The organism is Luteibacter aegosomatis (assembly GCF_023078455.1).
Lineage (GTDB): Bacteria > Pseudomonadota > Gammaproteobacteria > Xanthomonadales > Rhodanobacteraceae > Luteibacter > Luteibacter aegosomatis.
Map to the genome: position 1 here is coordinate 4,271,635 of NZ_CP095740.1, position 18,081 is coordinate 4,289,715.

Here is an 18,081-nt window from a genome sequence, read left to right on the forward strand (position 1 = left end):
CGGGACCCCTCCCTGCACGCCCACCGGCGAAGGCCCCCTCGCCGGCGCTAAGACGTCACGGACACCGCGCCCCCTACGCGGGTCCACGGCCGGCGAACGGATCCGCCGGCCGGTGTCGCTGCTTATGGCTTGGTGAAGCTCGCCAGCACGGTGACGTTGGCGAACGCCTTCGTCCCGGCATCCACGGTCACGTACCAGGTACCCGCCGCCGGCTTGGCCACCGTCACCGTCTCGCTGTTGATCGACGGCCTGGCCGAGGTGAAGTCGTAGGCGGCCGATGTCGCGGCTCCGCCGTTCTTCACGTAGATCGTCACGTCGCCGCTGCCGCCATAGGTGCGGAACGCGAGGTTGCGCGCACCGGTGGGCACGTCGATCTTGTAGGCGATCGTGGTGCCCGGAGCGCCGCCCTGGCCGGTAAGCGCGGCGCCATTGGTCAACACGACGGCATCGTCGCCGGGATTGCCGGTGTCGTTACCTAACGCCTTGTCGATCGCCGCATATGCGTCGACGATGCCCGTACCGATGGGCTCGTCCGGCGTGGATGGAAAACTCTTCGTCGTCGACACGAGATAGCCGCGGATCTGCGCGGGCGTCGGCGTCGGCAGGTTCGCCCCCTTCACCGCCGCGAGCATCAGGGCGACGGTACCGGAGACGTGCGGCGCCGCCTGCGACGTACCCGCGTAACCGCCATAGGTGGCGGCGCCCGGTTCGTGCGCACCGGCGTTGAGCGCCTGCCAGACGAAGCCGGCGTAGGGCGTGGACGTGCCTGACGATGCGTCGTTGGGATAGATGCCGCCGCCGGGCGCGGACAGCGCCACGGTCGATCCGTAGTTGGAGTAATACGCCCGCTTGCCCGTGATGCCGTTGGAGGCCACCGTGATCGCGCCCGGGCAGCTCGCCGGCGAGTAGTTGGCCGCGTCGTCGTCGGAGTTGCCCGCCGACACCACCACGGTGGTGCCACGCGAGATCGCCATCGTGATGGCGTCGGCCGTGACGTCGTCGTCGACGCACGCGCCCTCGCCACCCAGGCTCATGTTGATGACCTGCGCGGGATGGGTGTTGTCGGGCACGCCGTCGACATGGCCACCGGACGCCCAGACGATCGCGTCGGCGATGTCGGAACTGAGACCGCCGCAATGACCGAGCACGCGCACGGGCAACACCTTAGCCTTGTATGCCGTACCCGCCATGCCGGTGGTGTTGTTGGTCAGCTCGGCGACGGTGCCCGACACGTGGGTGCCGTGCCAGCTGGAATCTTCCTGGGGATGGTCGTCGTCCGCGCAGCCGCCGTTGACGGCGAGGTATTTGTCCTCGGTGGTCCAGTCGCCCGGATCCCAGCCGCCTGGGACCCGGCCGTCGGTCGAGCGGCCGGAGTAGAAGGCGTCGGTGATGAAGTCGTAGCCGGCGTCGGCCAGCGAGGTGTCGAGGTCGGGATGTTGCGTGATGCCGGTATCGAGCACGGCGACGACCACGCCGTTGCCGTCGGAGAGGTTCCATGCGTTCGCCACGTTGGCGCCGCCGCGGTTGGCGTAGGCCACGGTATCGCCGCCGATCGTCTCGGGCGTGCCGTTGGCCGGGCGCAGGTGCCACTGGTATTTCGCGTAGTTGGCATCGTTGGGTACGAACGGCGTGACGTCCGTCGCGCGAACGTCGTCGCCCGCCCGCATGATCACGTCGGCCTGCACGTGGCTCACGGCCGGGTTGGACGCGATCTGGCGGATCAGGGCCACGGCATCGTCGTGCGAGAGCTTGCGCGACGTGCGTACCAGGTCGGCGCCCGTGGCGAGCTTGCGGCTGTACGTGGCGAGCACGGCGCCACTCTTGCCCGCGCGAAGCTGGGCACTCGTGGCCGAGGCGCGCGAAAGCGCCGCGGAGACGGCCTGCGTGGCGGCCGCCGGACTGGTTCGCTCCCGCGTGCCATCGCGATAGGTCACGATGAAACCGTCGTATCCACCCGGCGAATGCAGGTTCGATACGTTGAAAGTGGCGGGCGTGCCCGCGCTGGCGCAGAACGCGACGGGCGCAAAGCCCAGGACGAGCGAGGCGACGAGCGCCCTCGCACTGTTGCGGATTACCATGTGCACTACCCCTGGCTCGTGGTACTGCTCGTGGACGACCGATTGCCGGCCATCCTCCCTTGATGCCCGATAAGGACATCCCCTGCATAAGGTCCTTTTTCCCTTCGAAGCGCTTCCCGGGCGTCGGCCTCATGGCGACGGTCTTTGGAACCTAACAGCACGAAAATGCGAACGTCAATATTTTGACGGCATCTTTTTCCCTGGCCTTGCGCTCTAGGCGAAAAGTCTCGTCAAGACTCGATTCGGACGTCCATATGCGTTTCAATTCAGAACCTTGCGCGGCGATAACACGCGCGATCCACATTCAAACCATCGTCTCAAAACAAAGCAAATCATGGACTTGATCGACATCGGCGCCAACCTCACCCACGATTCCTTCCGTCAGGATTTTGACGACGTGCTGGCCCGGGCCAGCGCCCACGGCGTGGGCCGGATGATCGTCACGGGCGCCTCCCGCGAGGGAAGCGAGCACGCCCTGGCCATCGCGCGGGCGAGCGGCGGCCGCCTTTTCGCCACCGCCGGCGTGCATCCGCACCACGCCATCGACTACGACGACCCGACCGATGAGGTGCTCCGCCGCCTCGCCGCCGAGCCGGAAGTGCGTGCCGTCGGCGAAACGGGGTTGGACTACAACCGCAATTACTCGCCGCGGGAGATACAGCGCGAGGTGTTCGAGCGTCAGCTGGCCATCGCCGTGGAGGTGGGCAAACCGCTCTTCCTGCACCAACGCGACGCGCACCACGATTTTCTCGCCATCCTCAAGCGCTATCGCGACCGCGTGCCCGCGGCGGTGGTGCATTGCTTTACCGACAACGGCGAGGCCCTGCGCGATTACCTCGACCTCGACTGCCATATCGGCATCACCGGCTGGATCTGCGACGAACGGCGAGGAGCGCACCTGCGCGAGCTGGTGAAGCTCATTCCCTCGGGCCGGCTGATGATCGAGACCGACGCGCCCTACCTGTTGCCGCGCACGTTGCGGCCGATGCCGAAGGATCGGCGCAACGAGCCGATGTACCTGGCGCACATTCGCGATGAAGTCGCGCGGGATCGTGGGGAGTCGCGCGAAGCGTTGAGCGAGTCGACGACGCGGACGGCCGAGGCTTTCTTCGGTTTGTAGCTTTCGCTACGGATGATTCGCCTCAGTCCGAATGCAGGCCCGTCAATGCCGCCTCGGCCAGATCGATCTCCCGGACCAGCGTGCGCAAGGTCTCGTCGTTGATCTCGTGCCTGCGGCGCAAGGCCTGCAATTCACGCCGCTCGGCGCGCAACGCGGCCAGTCGCATCACCCGCTCCGTACCCGCTTCGGCGCGGGCGCGCTCCGGCACGTCACCCTCCTCCCCCGCCGCTTCCAGCCGCTGCTGGTAGTCGGTCATCACCCGCGCCGCCACGCGCGAAGCGAGCGCAATGGCCTTGTCGTCGCCGCCGTCTTCCACGCGTTTCTGCTCGTCGCCGATGCCCCGCAGTGCCGCCTCGGCGGCCAACGCGCGGGCCTTGCGCTCCTCGCGCACGCGCGGATCCTCGCCCGGCAGCTTCAGTCCCTTCACGAGCAAGGGTAGCCCGACGGCACCGAACACCAGGGTGCACAGGATCACGCCCGACGCGAGGAAGATCATGAGTTCGCGCGTGGGGAAAGGCACGCCCTGGCTCTTCATCAACGGCAGCGAAAGCACGCCTGCCATCGTGATCGCGCCGCGCACGCCGGCCAGCGCGGTCGTCCAGATCAGCCGCGGGCCGGCCTTGGGCCGTTTTTCGCCCTTGCGCAAGGCGCGCATGAACACGAAGCGCAACGAAACCCATACCCAGATGAAGCGCAACACCACCAGCGCGAGCGTGATCGCCACCACGTAGCCGGCGAGATACCAAAGCTCGCCACCGCCGGCCTGTGCGAGGTCGAGCTTCGCGCCGTCGACGATGCCGGGCAACTGCATGCCCAGCAGCAGGAAGATGAGCCCGTTGAAGGTGAACTCCACCATCGACCATACCGCGAACGTCTGCATGCGCGTGGCGACGTAATTGCCCTTGCCGGTATCGGTGTAGTTGAGCGTCATGCCCGCGGCCACCGCGGCGAGGATGCCGGATGCCCCGAAATGCTCGGCGAGCAGGTAAGCCGCGAACGGCAACAACAGCAGCATGACCACCTGGCTCGCCGGATCCACTTCGCTGCTCCAGCGCACCAGCCGGCGACGGAACAGGCCGAAGGCGCGCCCCACGAGGATGCCCGCGGCGATGCCGCCGACGGCCATCAGCAGGAAATCCAGCGCGGCACGCGGCAGCGAAAAATGACCGGTGAGTTCGGCCGCCACCGCGAACTGCAATGCGACGAGGCCCGACGCGTCGTTGAGCAAGGCCTCGCCGGAAAGGATATGCGCCAGGCGCGACGGCAAGGCCGTTCCGCCGCTGATCGACGTGACCGCTACCGCGTCGGTCGGCGAAAGCACCGCCGCGAGCGCGAAGGCCACCGCCAGCGGCACGGTCGGGATCATCCAGTGCACGAAGTAGCCGATGCCGACGATGGTGAAGAACACGAGCCCCACGGCGAGCGCGAGGATGGGGCCGCGCAGCAGGAAGAGCTCCCGCTTCGGTATGCGCGCTCCGTCGGCGAACAGCAACGGGGGAATGAATAGCAGGAAGAACAGCTCGTGGTCGAATTCCACGTGCATGCCCAATGGACGCGCCAGCAACGCCCCCAGGGCGATCTGGATCAGCGGCAGGGGAAGCCGGATCGGTAGCAGCCGGACGATGGCGCCGGACAGGGCAACGACAAGAAGGAGGACGAGGGTAGTGATGACAAGATCCATTCCGGGACGCTATCCAAGCCACGCGTCCCAGGGCAAGCGGGCCAGGCGGTTCCCTCCCACGTCTTCGGACGCTTCTCCGAGAGAAATTCTGGTCGCAATATCTCTCAGAAATCGTAATTTCCTGCTTAGGACTTATTCCTATTGTTCCCTTGCGGGACAGGGGTTTACGTTAATTTCACGCGCCGGTTCGGCGCCGTCGGCAAAGCGCGCTTCAGGGGCAGACGAAACGCGCGCAACCGGCTTTTCGCCATCAGGCGTCTTGCTCGTTTTGGGGAGAACCGACATGCCGCACCCGCTTTCGCTCCTACCCCCCTGCCATAGGCACGCTGCGGCGTTCGCCTTGACGATCTGACGTCGTACGCCCGGAAGAGGCGGCGGCGCTCGGCTGGTTTTCCAATTCCCGGCGATTCCTACCCGCCCGCGAGGGCGGATGTCCGCGTGCCGCGTGGATAGGGGTCGCCTCGTCCCAAGAAAGTTCCTCGGAGGGTAGGTCCATGCAGTACGCAGCAGCATTCCACGGGCGCACACGGCGAAGGCTCGTCCTCGCCACCGCGATCGCCGTCGCCATCGGCGGCGCGGGCAATGCCCTCGCACAAAGTAACGCCACCGGTTCGATCTTCGGTTCGGCAACGCCCGGCGACGTCGTCCACATCGAGAACACGGACACCGGCCTGCGCCGCGACATCACCGTCGACGCCAACGGCCGCTACCGCGCCAACTCCATGCCGATCGGCACCTACGACGTGAGCCTGATGCACAACGGCGCCGTCGTGGATTCGCGCAAGGGCGTCACCACCCAGATCGCCCAGGGTACCGACGTGTCGTTTTCCGCCCCGGCCGCCACCGCTGCCGAGGCCACCAGCCTCACCGGCGTGCAGGTCACGGCGAATTCGCTACCCAGCATCGACGTCAGTTCGGTCGACTCGCGCACCGTGCTCACCGCCGACCAGCTCAACAAGCTGCCCATCGCGCGCACCTCGATCAGTTCGATCGCCCTGCTCGCCCCCGGCACCACGCCGGCGGCCCGCGGCTACGGCAACGCGCTCTCGTTCGGCGGCTCTTCGGCGTCGGAGAATGCTTATTACATCAATGGCTTCCAGGCGACCAACCCGCTCACCGGCGTCAGCTCGCGCCAGCTGCCCTATGACGCCATCGACCAGGAACAGGTGCTGATCGGCGGCTACGGCGCCGAATACGGCCGCTCGACCGGCGGCGTCATCAACGTCGTCTCCAAGCGCGGCTCGAACGAGTGGAAAGGCGACGTGCAGGTGCTCTGGTCGCCGAGCTCGTTGCAGCAGCAGCCGCGCGACATCAACCTGCGTAACGGCACCCCCTACCAGCGCGGCAACCCGTATACCTGGCGCGACCAGGAAAACCTGCAGTACTCCGGCTCGCTGGGTGGCGCGCTCATCAAGGACAAGCTGTTCATCTTCGCGGCCGCCGACTGGATCAAGCAGACCGGCAACTACACGGGCCCGAGCACCGTGAGCGACGACGAGCACGACACCGCCAAGACCAAGCGCTGGCTCGGCAAGATCGACTGGAACATCACCGACAACAACATCCTCGAGTTCACCGGCATCGGCGACACCGAAACGACCGACGCCTCGATCTACGCCTACGATTACACCGATGGCCGGGGCTCCTACCTGGGCCACCAGTACACAAAGAACTACAACGGCACGCAGACCAACGGCACCCCGGGCGGCCAGACGTACATCGGCCATTACACGGGCTACATCACCGACGACCTGACCATCAACGCCATGTACGGGCGGTCGCATTCGGACCATACGCAGGACGTGACATCCGCTACCGGCACCTCGTGCCCCAGCATCACGGACGCCCGCGTCGCTTTCGCCAGCAATCCGCAGACCGGTTGTACGGTCGGCTCGACGACCTCCCTCCTCCCCGGCTCGAAGGACAGCACGCGCGGCTGGAGCGCGTCGATCGAGTATCGACTCGGTGACCACGACCTGCGGGCGGGCGTCGACAACTACGTGCTTCGTGCCACCTGGGGCGCGGTGCCGGTCGGCGGCACCGCCTATACCTACAACGACATCGGTGATGGTCAGGCCATCCGCGACCGCCTGACCAGCCTGGGCCTCGATCCGGGGCTGTACAATCCCGCGGATTTCGCCAACGGCTACTTCGTCGAGTCCGCAGCGCTTTCGACCGGCACGTCGGCGCGTACGAACCAGCGATCGCAGTTCGTCGAGGATAACTGGCAGGTGTCCGACCGCTGGCACGCTTACGTCGGCCTGCGCAACGAGCAGTTCACCAACTACAACGGCTCCGGCCAGGCCTACGCCAACGCCCGCCACCAGCTCGATCCGCGGCTGGGCGCGTCGTGGGACGTCTACGGCGACAGCTCGCTGAAGATCTATGCCAATGCCGGCCGCTACCACCTGGGCCTGCCGACGTCCGTGGCCGTTCGCGGTGCCGGTCCGTCGACATTCCCTTCTCAGTACTTCAGCTTCACCGGTATCGATCCGGTATCCGGCGTTCCCACCGGGCTCGGGCAGGGCCCGTGGTCGGCCACTTTCTACAACAACGGTGCCAACGGCACGCCGCCCGACGCGAAGACGGTGTCCGCGCAGGGACTCCACTCGTACTACCAGGACGAGTACATTCTCGGTTTCGACAAGCAGTTGGGCGACACCTGGACGGCCGGTGCGAAGGCCATGTATCGCAAGCTGCGCAGCCTCATCGACGATACCTGCGACCCGCGCCCGCTACAGGCATGGGGCGACCGCAACGGCCTGAGCGAGGAAGTGGCCGCAGGCATCGGCCGCAGCACCGGCTGCTGGCTGTTCAACCCCGGCCGGGCCAACACCTTCACCCTCTCGCCCGCCGCAGGCCAGTACCTGAGCATTCCGCTGACCGCCGCGGATATCGGCGAGCAGAAAGCGAAGCGCTCGTATTACATGATCGATCTGTACCTCGAGCACCAGTTCAGCGACAAGTGGTACGGCAAGCTCGACTATACGTACTCGCGAAGCTACGGCAATTCCGAAGGCCAGCTGGACTCGAACATCGTGCAGGCCGACGTCTCCACCACCGAGAGCTGGGATTTCCCGGAAATCATGGAGAACACGAACGGCAACCTGCCCAACGACCAGAAGCACCAGTTGCGCATCTACGGTACGTACGCGCCGACGGACGACTGGCAGTTCTCGACGGTGACCCGCATTGCGTCGGGCTACCCAGTGAGCTGCCTGGGCCTGCGCCCGGCCTCGGCCGGTGGCGATCCGTTCGGTTATCACAACAACTACTTCTGGTGTAACGGCGAACCCGCGAAGCGCGGCACGTTCGGCACGACGCCGTGGACGTACAACCTCGACGTGAGCGCCGCCTGGAAACCGGCCTTCGCGGACCACAAGCTGACGTTCAGCGCCGACATCTTCAACATCCTCGGCAAGCAGCGTGTCACGCAGTACTACGAGTACGGCGAAACCGCGGGTGGCCTGCCCAATCCGAACTACAAGCGCGCCCGTTCGTTCCAGGATCCGCGCTACGTCCGCTTCGGCGCCCGGTACGACTTCACGCTCTAAGTTACAACGATAACAAAGCGGCACGTTTCCCCAGATATTGGCCGCCCAGTGATGGGCGGCCTTTTTTTGCCCCTTCGCCGCGCAAGATATTTTCGAAGATGAAACATGTTTCATCTTCGCGTCCATCGTCGATGCAATTTTCCGACGCTCGCGCGTCGCCTGCCGCGTCGGAGCGGCACTTCGCACCTTCATGCGGCGATCCACCCATGCGATGGACCACACCGCAATCCCCGCAAGGTATTCCGTTCATCATCCACGCATTGAGCCCTCGCGGGGACTACGCGTAGTTTCCGCTTGCATGTTTCGATTTCGTTAATCGACACACGCGGCGGCTCGCTCGGAGCGCCGACGCCGCTAGGGGGCTTCGGACGGCCAAACCAGAACCACTGTCGCGCACCTCGCCAAGGCACGCGCGGCGCCTTGCATCATTTGGCCATTGGCCGGGGAGACCATCATGGATTCGCGTTATTCGTATCGGAGCGCCGCACGGCGTTCGCTTGCCTTCGCCATCGCGATCGGACTGGGCATCGTGTCCGGCCAGGCGCTGGCGCAGAGCACCGCCGGCAGCGTGTTCGGCACCGCCCAGCCCGGTGCCACCGTCACGGCCACCAACACCGGCAACGGCGTGAGCCGTTCGGCCACCGTCGGCAGCGACGGCCGCTTCAACATCGTGTCGCTACCGCCCGGCACCTATAAGGTGACCTCCGGTGCGGACGGCCAGACGCAAACCCGCGAGGTGCAGGTCGTCGCCGGCCAGGGCTTCAACCTGAACCTCGCCACCGCCGCTGCCGGCGCCTCCGCCGCCAGCGCACAGGATCTCGGCACCGTGTCGGTGCGCGCCAACGCGCTGCCCCCGATCGACGTGGCCTCGGCGCAGACGACCACCGTGCTGACCTCCGACCAGATCAAGGCGCTGCCGATCGCGCGCAACCAGACCGCGGTCGCCCTGCTCGCGCCGGGCGCCACGCGCGGCGACGCCGCGTTCGGCAACCTCGCCTCGTTCAGCGGCGCCTCGGTGGCCGAAAACAGTTACTACGTGAACGGCTTCAACCTGACCAACTTCTTCCAGGGCCTGCGCTACTCGCAGGTGCCGTTCGAAGCGATCGACTCGCAGGAAGTGCAGGACGGCGGCTACGACGCGCAGTACGGCAACTCGACCGGCGGCGTGATCTCGGTCAACACCAAGCGCGGTACCAACGAGTGGAAGGGCGGCGTCGACTACACCTGGAACCCCTACCAGCTCCAGGCGCACCAGCCGAACGTCTATCTCAACAACGGCACGCTGTACCGCAACGACCGCCATAACGACAACTTCCTGATCGGCAACAACAACAGCGGCGGCGCGACTGACTTCGGCCAGCGCTGGAACGCCTGGCTCGGCGGCCCGCTGATCAAGGACAAGCTGTTCATGTTCGCCCTCGTCGGCGGCACGCGCACCAGCGATTCGTTCTACGGCCCCGCCGACGGCTCGGGCAACTACGACCGCACCACATTCAAGGCGCCGACCTACCTGGTCAAGCTCGACTGGAACATCAACGAAAGCAACATCCTCGAGTACACCGGCTTCAGCGACACGCAGACCGAGTCGCAGCGCCTCTACGGCTACTCGTACGACGACAACAACCAGCCGCAGCGGGGCGATTACCTCGGCCAGGTCTACGACAAGACCGGCGGCATGACCAATATCCTGAAGTACACCAGCTACGTCACCGACGACTTCACGATCACCGCGCAGTACGGCAAGAACAAAAACCGCCGCACGAACTTCGCCACCGCCGCCAACGGCATCGTCGAAACGTATGACGGCAACATCTTCGATGCCGCCAACTCGCCGGGTTGCCCGGGCATCACCGACAGCCGCACGCCCGTGACCAGCGGCAACGCCCCGGCCCTGGCGCACTGCGGCTTCGCGGGCTCGCTCAACACGGTCGACGGCGAAGACAAGCGCAACGCCGGTCGCATCGACTTCGAATACCACCTGGGCGATCACGACCTGAAGGCGGGTTGGGCGCGGGATCATTTCGCCACGTCGACCGGCACGGTCGATGAGGGCGGTGCGGTCTACACCTACATGTCGATCCCGCAGAGCATCCTCGGCTACGCCCCGACCACGGCGCCATCGGACAACGTCGTGCAGCGGACGATCTTCGCCACCGGCGCCGACGTGGGGATCACGCAGAAGTCGTACTACCTGCAGGACGAGTGGCACGTCACCGACAACTTCATGGCGCGCATCGGCGTGCGCAACGACGGCTTCGAGAACACCAACGGCCTCGGCCAGACCTACGTCAAGCAGGTGCACAGCTGGCAGCCGCGCCTGGGCTTCTCGTGGGACGTGCACGGCGACTCGACGCTGAAGATCTACGGCAGCGCCGGCGACTACTCGCTGCCGCTGGACGGCAACGTGGCCCTCCGCGGCGCCTCGGCCTCGCTGTACACGAGCCAGTACTTCAGCTACACGGGCACCGACCCGCGCACCGGCGCACCGATCGGCCTCGGTCCGTTGCCGCCGGGCTACGCCGCGGCCTTCCCGTCGCGCGCCGACCCGGTCTTCGTCAACGGCGAAGCGGGCGTCGTTCCCAATCCCGGTGCCGTGGCCACCAAGGACCTCAAGCCGTTCAAGCAGCGTGAGTTCATCCTCGGCGCCCAGCAGCAGGTGGCCGACTGGACGCTCGGCGTGAAAGCGATCTACCGCCGGATCCTCACCGGCATCGACGACTCGTGCGATTTCCGCCCGATCGCCAAGTACGCCAACGCACACTACGGCCTCAACCTCGACACCGACAGCCTGACGCCGGCCGACTCGAACGTGCCCGGTTGCTACATCTTCAACCCGGGCAGCAAGGTCACGCTGCGCACGCCGGTGGATGCCACGGGCACGCTGTACGACATCAACCTGTCGGGTGCCGACGTGGGCGAGCCGAAGTACAAACGCGCCTACGAGGCCCTCCAGCTCACCGCCGAACGCAACTTCGACAACACCTGGTACCTCAAGGCCTCGTACGTGTGGTCGCACCTGCGTGGCAATTCCGAGGGTGGCGTCGACTCGAGCAACGGCCAGGCCGATACGGGCACGACCGAGCTGTTCGACTATCCCGAGATCATGGCGGGCACCAACGGCTACCTGCCCAACGACCGCAAGCATACGTTCAAGATCTATGGCGCATGGCAGATCAACGACGAGTGGATGGTGGGCGCCAACGGCGTGTTCCAGACCGGTCGCCCGGAGAACTGCTACGGCCTCAACCCGATCGACGGCCAGGTCGATGGCGGCTACGGCGCGGGCGCCTACCTGTACTGCGACGGGATGGTCGTGCAGCGCGGTTCGGTCGGCCGCACGCCGAGCTACTGGAACATCGACCTGAACACGTCCTACAAGCCCGCCTGGGCGAAGGGCCTGACGGTGTCGGCGAACGTCTTCAACATCTTCAACAAGCAGCACACCACGACGATCAACGAAGTGGGCGAAGACGGTAGTGGTGCCTCGCTGTCGGACAGCACGTACAAGATCCCGACCGGCTTCCAGACGCCGCGTTACGTGCAGTTGTCGGCCGAGTACGACTTCTCGCTCTGAACCGTTTCACAAGAAGACCGGGGAGCGCGTCGTTCGGCGCGCTACTCCAGCGATACTCCCCAGATCGCCGCCCGCTCCCACGGGCGGCTTTTTTTGTCTACGCGAAACCGATGTGGCGTCGTCGCTAGCACGAGCGTGAGACGCTGGGTTCCTGCCTGCGCAGGAACGACGTGAGGTGGTTTTGCTGATCGCGTTGGATCTTGTAGCTCGTCGTTCCTGCGCAGGCAGGAACCCAGCGCCTTCCGCCGCCGCATGGGTTCTTCAGAGCACCGAAGCGTCCCCCTCCGCATCGTCCGCGAAACGCAGGTGCTTCACGCTGCGCCCGTGCCGGCGCACCAGCTTCAGCGCCTCCACGCCGATCCGGATGTGCCGCTCGACGAAATTCGCCGTGACCACCGCATCGCTGGATTCGGTCTTCACGCCTTCGGGGATCATCGGCTGGTCGGACACCAGCAGCAGCGCACCGCAGGGAATATGGTTGGCGAAGCCCGCAGCGAACACCGTGGCCGTTTCCATGTCGATGGCCATGCTGCGCGTGCGGCGCAGGTACTCCTTGAACGCCTCGTCGTGCTCCCAGACGCGCCGGTTGGTGGTGTACACCGTGCCGGTCCAGTAGTCGTGGCCGAGGTCGCGGATCATCGTGGAGACGGCGCGTTGCAACTGGAACGCGGGCAGCGCGGGCACCTCGGGCAGCAGGTAGTCGTTGGAGGTGCCCTCGCCCCGGATGGCGGCGATCGGCAGGATGAGGTCGCCGATGGCGTTCTTCCGCTTCAGGCCGCCGCACTTGCCGAGGAACAGCACCGCCTTGGGCTCGATGACGCTGAGCAGGTCCATCACCGTGGCGGCATTGGGGCTGCCCATGCCGAAGTTGATCAGCGTGATGCCATCGGCCGTGGCGTTGGGCATGGGCCGGTCCCGGCCGCGGACCTCCACGCCGTTCTCCTGGGCGAATCGCTCGACGTAGTGGCCGAAGTTGGTCAGCAGGATGTGCTGGCCGAAAGCCTCCAGGGGCGTGCCGGTATAGCGCGGCAGCCAGTTGGAGACGATCTCTTGCTTGGTTTTCATGGGAATCCGGATCGCGCGTGCGCCGGCGGCCGGATCGTCGCCTGGGACGGGGCGGCCGACGGCACGGTTACCGGCGACGCCACGCCGGCGAGGTGCCAATTTATTCGTGCGAGTGTAGCATCCGGGTCGAAGGGCGTCGCGGACGCTATCCACGGGGGTGGTGCCGATGCGGATCGGCTTGGCGATCGACGCGGCATGCGACGTGCCGCAGGCATTCATCGAAGCGAACGGCATCACGGTGCTGCCGATCGCGGTCAACGTGGACGGACAGCGGTTCGTCGACGACCGCGCGCCGGCGGAAATCGCCCGCTTCATCGAACGGAACCTGGGCGGCCGCAGCCATTCGGCGGAAACCGAACCCAGCTCGGTCGAGGACGTGCAGCGACTGTTCCTCGAGCGGATGGTCGGCGAATACGACTGCGTGGTCTGCCTCACCATCATGGCCACGCGCAGCCCCATCCACGACAACGTCATCAAGGCCAGCTTCGCCATCCTGAAGAACTACCGGCCCATCCGGGAAGCCGCGGGACGGACCGGCCCCTTCCTCATGCGGGTGGTGGACACGCGAAACATCTTCGCCGGCTCGGCCCCCGTCGTGGCGGAAACGGTGCGGATGATCCGCGAAGGCCGTTCGCCGGCCGAAGTGCGGGAGCGCGCGGCCCACGTGGCCGATTGCAGCTACGGCTACATGCTGCCCCGCGACCTCAACTACCTGCGCTCCCGTGCGCGCAGCAAGGGCGACCGCAGCGTGAGCCTGTTCAGCTCGATGCTCGGCACCGCGCTCGACATCAAGCCGATCCTGCGCGCCCATCGTGGCGAGACGGGGCCGGTGGGCAAGGTGCGCGGTTTCGAACAGGGCGCGCAGTCGCTGTTCGATTACGCCGCCCGGCGCGTACAGGCCGGCCTGCTCGTGCCGTCGCTGTCGCTCAGCTACGGCGGCGACCTCGACGTGATGCGCAACCTGCCCGGCTACGACGCGCTCGTGCGCGCCTGCGCCGACGCGGGCGTGGACATGCTGGAGAGCCCCATGGGCATCACCGGCATGGTCAACGCGGGCGAGGGGGCGCTGACCCTGGGCCTCGCGTCCGAAGACCACACCGCATCGTTCTGACATGCGGCTGGCCGTCGTCCCGTGGCTGCTCCTGGCGGCGCCGGCGGCGGCCGAGACGGTCTACAAGTGCCAGGCGAACGGGCAGGTCACCTATCAGCAGGCTCCCTGCGCCACGCACCAGGCCCAGCAAGTGATCCGGCTTCAGGATGCCGCGCCCTCGGTCGCACCGCCGGTGGCCGCGGCGCCGCCGACGCGCGAGGAAGCGACCGCCATCCCCGCGCCCCCACCGGTGGTGGCACCACTGCCTCGCCTGTTCGCCTGCGTGCGCGCCACCGACGGCAAGCCGTATACCAGCGACAACGGCAATCCCCAGCCCTACCTTGCGCCGTTCGGGGTGCTCGGTGCCGCGACCGGGCCGTTGTCCGCGAACGTGCCGGCGGCCTCGGCGCCGGAGCTGACGCGCGGCGTGGATTTCGCCTCGGCGACGAGGGGCCACTACGTGTGGGTGCAGGACACCTGCCGGGAACTGAGTGCCGCGGAAACGTGCGAGGCCTTGCGCGATGAAGCCGAGGCAAACCAAAGGGCGATCCGCAACGCGTTCAAGAGCGAGCGCGGACCGCTGGATGCGAAGGATGCGCGGTTGCGGGGGCAGTTGCAGTCCTGCCGGTGAGAGCCGATGCGGCGTTGTCGCTCGCTCTAGCGCAAGGCGCTGGGTTCCTGCCTTCGCAGGAAAGACGTGAGGTGGTTTTGCAGGTCGCGTTGAATCTCGTAGCTCGTCGTTCCTGCGAAGGCAGGAACCCAGCGCCTTGACTCCGGTCATCGCGAGGCGGTGATGCGGCTTTTCATCCCGTCGCCTCGACCGCCGCCACGGCCAACCCCGACACCACGCCCAGCGACGGATCGCCCTCCACCATCGGAATCTCGGCGAAACTCGCCCGCACCGCCGCCTTGACGATGGGCGAGCGTGACGTGCCGCCGGTGAGGAAGACGCTCGCAGGCACGCCCGGCCATTCGCCGCGCACTTCGTCGAGCAATCGCCGCATGCGTTCGATGAACGGCTCCGCGGCCTGGTCGAGGTCGCTGTGCGTCACCCGTGCGCCGAGGCCGCTTTCGAGAAAACCGAGGTCGGCATCGGTGGCGTCGCGGCTCGTGAGGTCGATCTTGCTGCGTTCGGCGGTCTGGTTCAGTCGCGTGGTGGCACCGGGCTGCTGCAAGGCCCGCAGCCGCGACCGCCAGGGCTCGTCGACGAATCGGTAATCCTGCTTGCGAAACTCGCGCTGCTTGGGCAGGTTCTGCACGCTGGCCGCTTCGACGAAGTGATGCACGGGAACGCGCGTGGCGTTGTTGCCCATCAGCGGCATGAAGCTCTGCATGCTGAGGTTCACGTCGAGGTCGGTACCGCCCTTGGCCAGGCCCCAGGTACGCAGGATGCGCGGCATCTCGTCGCCACCAAGCTCGGCGAAGGCCACGTCGGTGGTGCCGCCGCCGATGTCGACGATGAGCGCGGTCTGCCGCGTCTTCAGCTGCTTGTGGTAATGCATGGCCGCGGCGGCGGGTTCTTCCAGGAACGACACGCTTTCGAAACCGGCGACCGCCGCCGCTTCGCGGATGATCTCCACCGCCTGCTGCGACCCCTTCTCCCCCATCGAACTGCGGAAGTGCACCGGGCGGCCGATGACCGCCGTGCGCACCGCCGCGCCGAGCTGGTCGCTGGCCGCCAGACGGATGTGCTCGAGGATATAGGTGGCGATGTGCACGATGACCTTGCGCACCTGGGGGTCCATCCGGTAGCCGAACATCGACTTCGGCGATTCGATGAGGTTGCCGTCGCCGTATTCGAGGTAGGCCTCCACGGCCTCGTCGCCGAACAGTGCCTCGCTGAAGCTCTCCACCGTGGCCGCCGCGCGCTCGGCCCGGCGACGCACCTCGGCCGGATCGGGCACCACCTCGGGAAAGAACACCGCGCTGCGGAACTGTTTGGCCTCACCGAAGCGGATCGGCGTGAGCACGCCGTCGACGAAGGTCGCGGCGGCGGAATAGCTCGTGCCGAAATCGATACCGATGTTCATGCTGTCTTTCTCAACCAGGGGCTTCGGGGCACACGGGACCGGGTCGTCGTCACCCAACCGTCTATTATGACGTGTTGGCTTCACCACGTTAACGGTGGCCCGCCGATGCCCCTGGACCCCGGTCCCCCGGGGAAACTGTCATATGACGTTGTCATGTCGCTGAAACAAATGAGTCATGGGAGCGCAAACCAGTTCACGCATCCTTCGCGGCAAGGGTCCACTTTTGAGTAATTTCGTACACGAAATGCTCAAAATGGGGCACAGGGGACCACACCACCAAACTCAGCGGAGACATTTCATGCGTTCCAAGTTGCTCACGGCGGCCATTGCCGCAGGTCTGGGCGTGGCGAGTTTCACGGCCATGGCCGCTACGAAGACCCAGCCGGCGAAGGTCACGGTCGACGCCGCGACGCTTCAGCAGCTCCAGGCGCAGCTCGCCGCCTTGCAGGCCAAGGTGGCCGAACTGGAGAGCAAGCAGGAGGCCCAGGCCGACGCGCAGGTCGAGACCGCCAAGACCGTCAACGAGGTCCAGGTCACCGCCTCCGACGCCGTGGCCGCCGCCAAGAAGTCCTCCGACAAGCTCAGCTACAAGGGCGTCAACCTCACGCTCGGCGGCTTCCTCGCGGCCGAGACGATCTACCGCACCCACGGCGAGGGTGCGGACGTCGCTTCGAACTTCAACGCGATCCCGTTCAAGAACTCGCCCACCGGCCACACCGCCGAGAGCCGCTTCAGCGCTCGCCAGAGCCGTGTCTCGCTGCTGGCCCAGGGCGACATCGACCCCAACACGCACGTGGCCGGCTACATCGAGGCCGACTTCCTCGGCGGCGCGCAGACGGCGAACCAGAACGAGTCCAACTCGTTCAACCCGCGCGAGCGTAACGTCTACATGACCGTCGACTGGGACAACCCGGGCCTGCACCTGCTCGCCGGCCAGAACTGGTCGCTGCTGACGCTCAACAGCAAGGGCATCACCCCGCGCACCGAGGCTGCCCCGCCGCAGATCGACGCGCAGTACCTCCCGGGCTTCTCCTGGGCCCGTCAGACGCAGATCCGCCTGGTCAAGGACTTCGGCAAGCAGTACTGGCTCGGCATCTCGCTGGAGAATCCGCAGACCACGTTCTACGTGAGCCCCAACCAGGCCAAGGCACCGGTCCAGTCGATCTACAACACGCCGGCCGGCTCCGGTTACGACTCGGCCAACACGCTGTCGCTGAACCACATCCCGGACGTGATCGTGAAGTTCGCCGCGGATCCGGGCTTCGGTCACTACGAAATCTTCGGCCTGGGCCGTGCGTTCTACAACCGCTACAACTCGGGCACCGGCGCCAGCAACCATAACGTCTACGGCGGCGGCTTCGGCGTGGGCATGCTGCTCCCGCTGGTCGACAAGGTGCTCGACTTCCAGTTCTCGGGCATGCAGGGTCGCGGCATCGGACGCTACGGTTCGGCCCAGCTGCCGGACGTGACCTTCAAGCCGAACGGCGAGATCGCGCCGATCAAGGAAAACATGCTGCTGGCCGGCCTGACCTGGCACACCTCGCCGGACCTGGACATCTACGCCTTCGGCGGTCGCGAGCGCGAGCAGAAGGAAGATTACACCTACAACGGCGTGGCCCTCGGCTACGGCAACAAGGCGTACAACAACGCCGGTTGCGACATCGAAGGCGGCTCGTGCGTGGGCAATACGCGACAGCTCTGGAACGGCACGCTGGGCTTCTGGTGGAAGTTCTACCAGGGCAAGTTCGGCAAGGCCCAGTTCGGTGCGCAGTACTCGCACACCGTGCGTGAAGCGTTCGAAGGCGTGGGTGGCTCGCCGAAGGCGAAGGAAGACATGGTGTTCACCAGCTTCCGCTACTACCCGTTCTGATCGGGCAAGCCCGGTTCAA

General features: G+C 66.2%; 10 protein-coding genes. 6 read left to right on the forward strand and 4 right to left on the reverse strand.

The genetic code is table 11. The features are described 5' to 3' along the window. Positions 1-122: 122 nt before the first annotated feature. Positions 123-2,078, reverse strand: coding sequence for a S8 family peptidase (locus tag L2Y94_RS19240; protein WP_247371190.1), 1,956 nt, complete (start codon positions 2,076-2,078; stop codon positions 123-125). A gap of 334 nt (positions 2,079-2,412) precedes the next feature. Between L2Y94_RS19240 and L2Y94_RS19245 the strand changes: the two genes are divergently transcribed. Continuing rightward, the gene (locus L2Y94_RS19245) at positions 2,413-3,198 is read left to right on the forward strand and encodes a TatD family hydrolase (protein WP_247371193.1); all 786 of its coding nucleotides are present in this window, start codon (positions 2,413-2,415) and stop codon (positions 3,196-3,198) included. 22 nt (positions 3,199-3,220) lie between these two features. Here L2Y94_RS19245 and L2Y94_RS19250 read toward each other — a convergent pair whose 3' ends face one another. Then, a complete protein-coding gene (locus L2Y94_RS19250; protein WP_247371196.1) occupies positions 3,221-4,879 on the reverse strand; it encodes a Na+/H+ antiporter in 1,659 nt (552 codons plus the stop codon). Positions 4,880-5,373: 494 nt separating this feature from the next. On the opposite strand from L2Y94_RS19250, the gene L2Y94_RS19255 reads away from it, so the two are divergent. Next, the gene (locus L2Y94_RS19255) at positions 5,374-8,433 is read left to right on the forward strand and encodes a TonB-dependent receptor (RefSeq protein ID WP_247371198.1); all 3,060 of its coding nucleotides are present in this window, start codon (positions 5,374-5,376) and stop codon (positions 8,431-8,433) included. 454 nt (positions 8,434-8,887) lie between these two features. Then, positions 8,888-12,007: a TonB-dependent receptor gene (locus L2Y94_RS19260; RefSeq protein WP_247371199.1), complete on the forward strand. Its 3,120-nt coding sequence runs from the start codon at positions 8,888-8,890 to the stop codon at positions 12,005-12,007. A 261-nt stretch (positions 12,008-12,268) separates the two neighbouring features. On the opposite strand, the gene L2Y94_RS19265 is transcribed toward L2Y94_RS19260, so the two are convergent. Next, positions 12,269-13,072 carry an AMP nucleosidase gene (locus L2Y94_RS19265; RefSeq protein ID WP_247371201.1) on the reverse strand — a complete coding sequence of 268 codons (804 nt, stop codon included), beginning with the start codon at positions 13,070-13,072 and terminating at the stop codon, positions 12,269-12,271. A gap of 166 nt (positions 13,073-13,238) precedes the next feature. On the opposite strand from L2Y94_RS19265, the gene L2Y94_RS19270 reads away from it, so the two are divergent. Both L2Y94_RS19270 and L2Y94_RS19275 read left to right on the forward strand, forming a co-directional pair. Further along, the gene (locus tag L2Y94_RS19270) at positions 13,239-14,183 is read left to right on the forward strand and encodes a DegV family protein (RefSeq protein ID WP_247371202.1); all 945 of its coding nucleotides are present in this window, start codon (positions 13,239-13,241) and stop codon (positions 14,181-14,183) included. A 1-nt stretch (position 14,184) separates the two neighbouring features. Next, a complete protein-coding gene (locus tag L2Y94_RS19275) occupies positions 14,185-14,793 on the forward strand; it encodes a DUF4124 domain-containing protein (RefSeq protein ID WP_247371205.1) in 609 nt (202 codons plus the stop codon). Positions 14,794-14,965: 172 nt separating this feature from the next. Here L2Y94_RS19275 and L2Y94_RS19280 read toward each other — a convergent pair whose 3' ends face one another. Beyond that, a complete protein-coding gene (locus L2Y94_RS19280; RefSeq protein ID WP_247371207.1) occupies positions 14,966-16,192 on the reverse strand; it encodes an Hsp70 family protein in 1,227 nt (408 codons plus the stop codon). Positions 16,193-16,490: 298 nt separating this feature from the next. Here L2Y94_RS19280 and L2Y94_RS19285 point away from each other — a divergent pair, with 298 nt between their 5' ends. Beyond that, entirely contained in the window at positions 16,491-18,062 is a 1,572-nt protein-coding gene (locus tag L2Y94_RS19285) for a hypothetical protein (protein WP_247371209.1), read from the forward strand. The last annotated feature ends 19 nt before the right edge of the window (positions 18,063-18,081 follow it).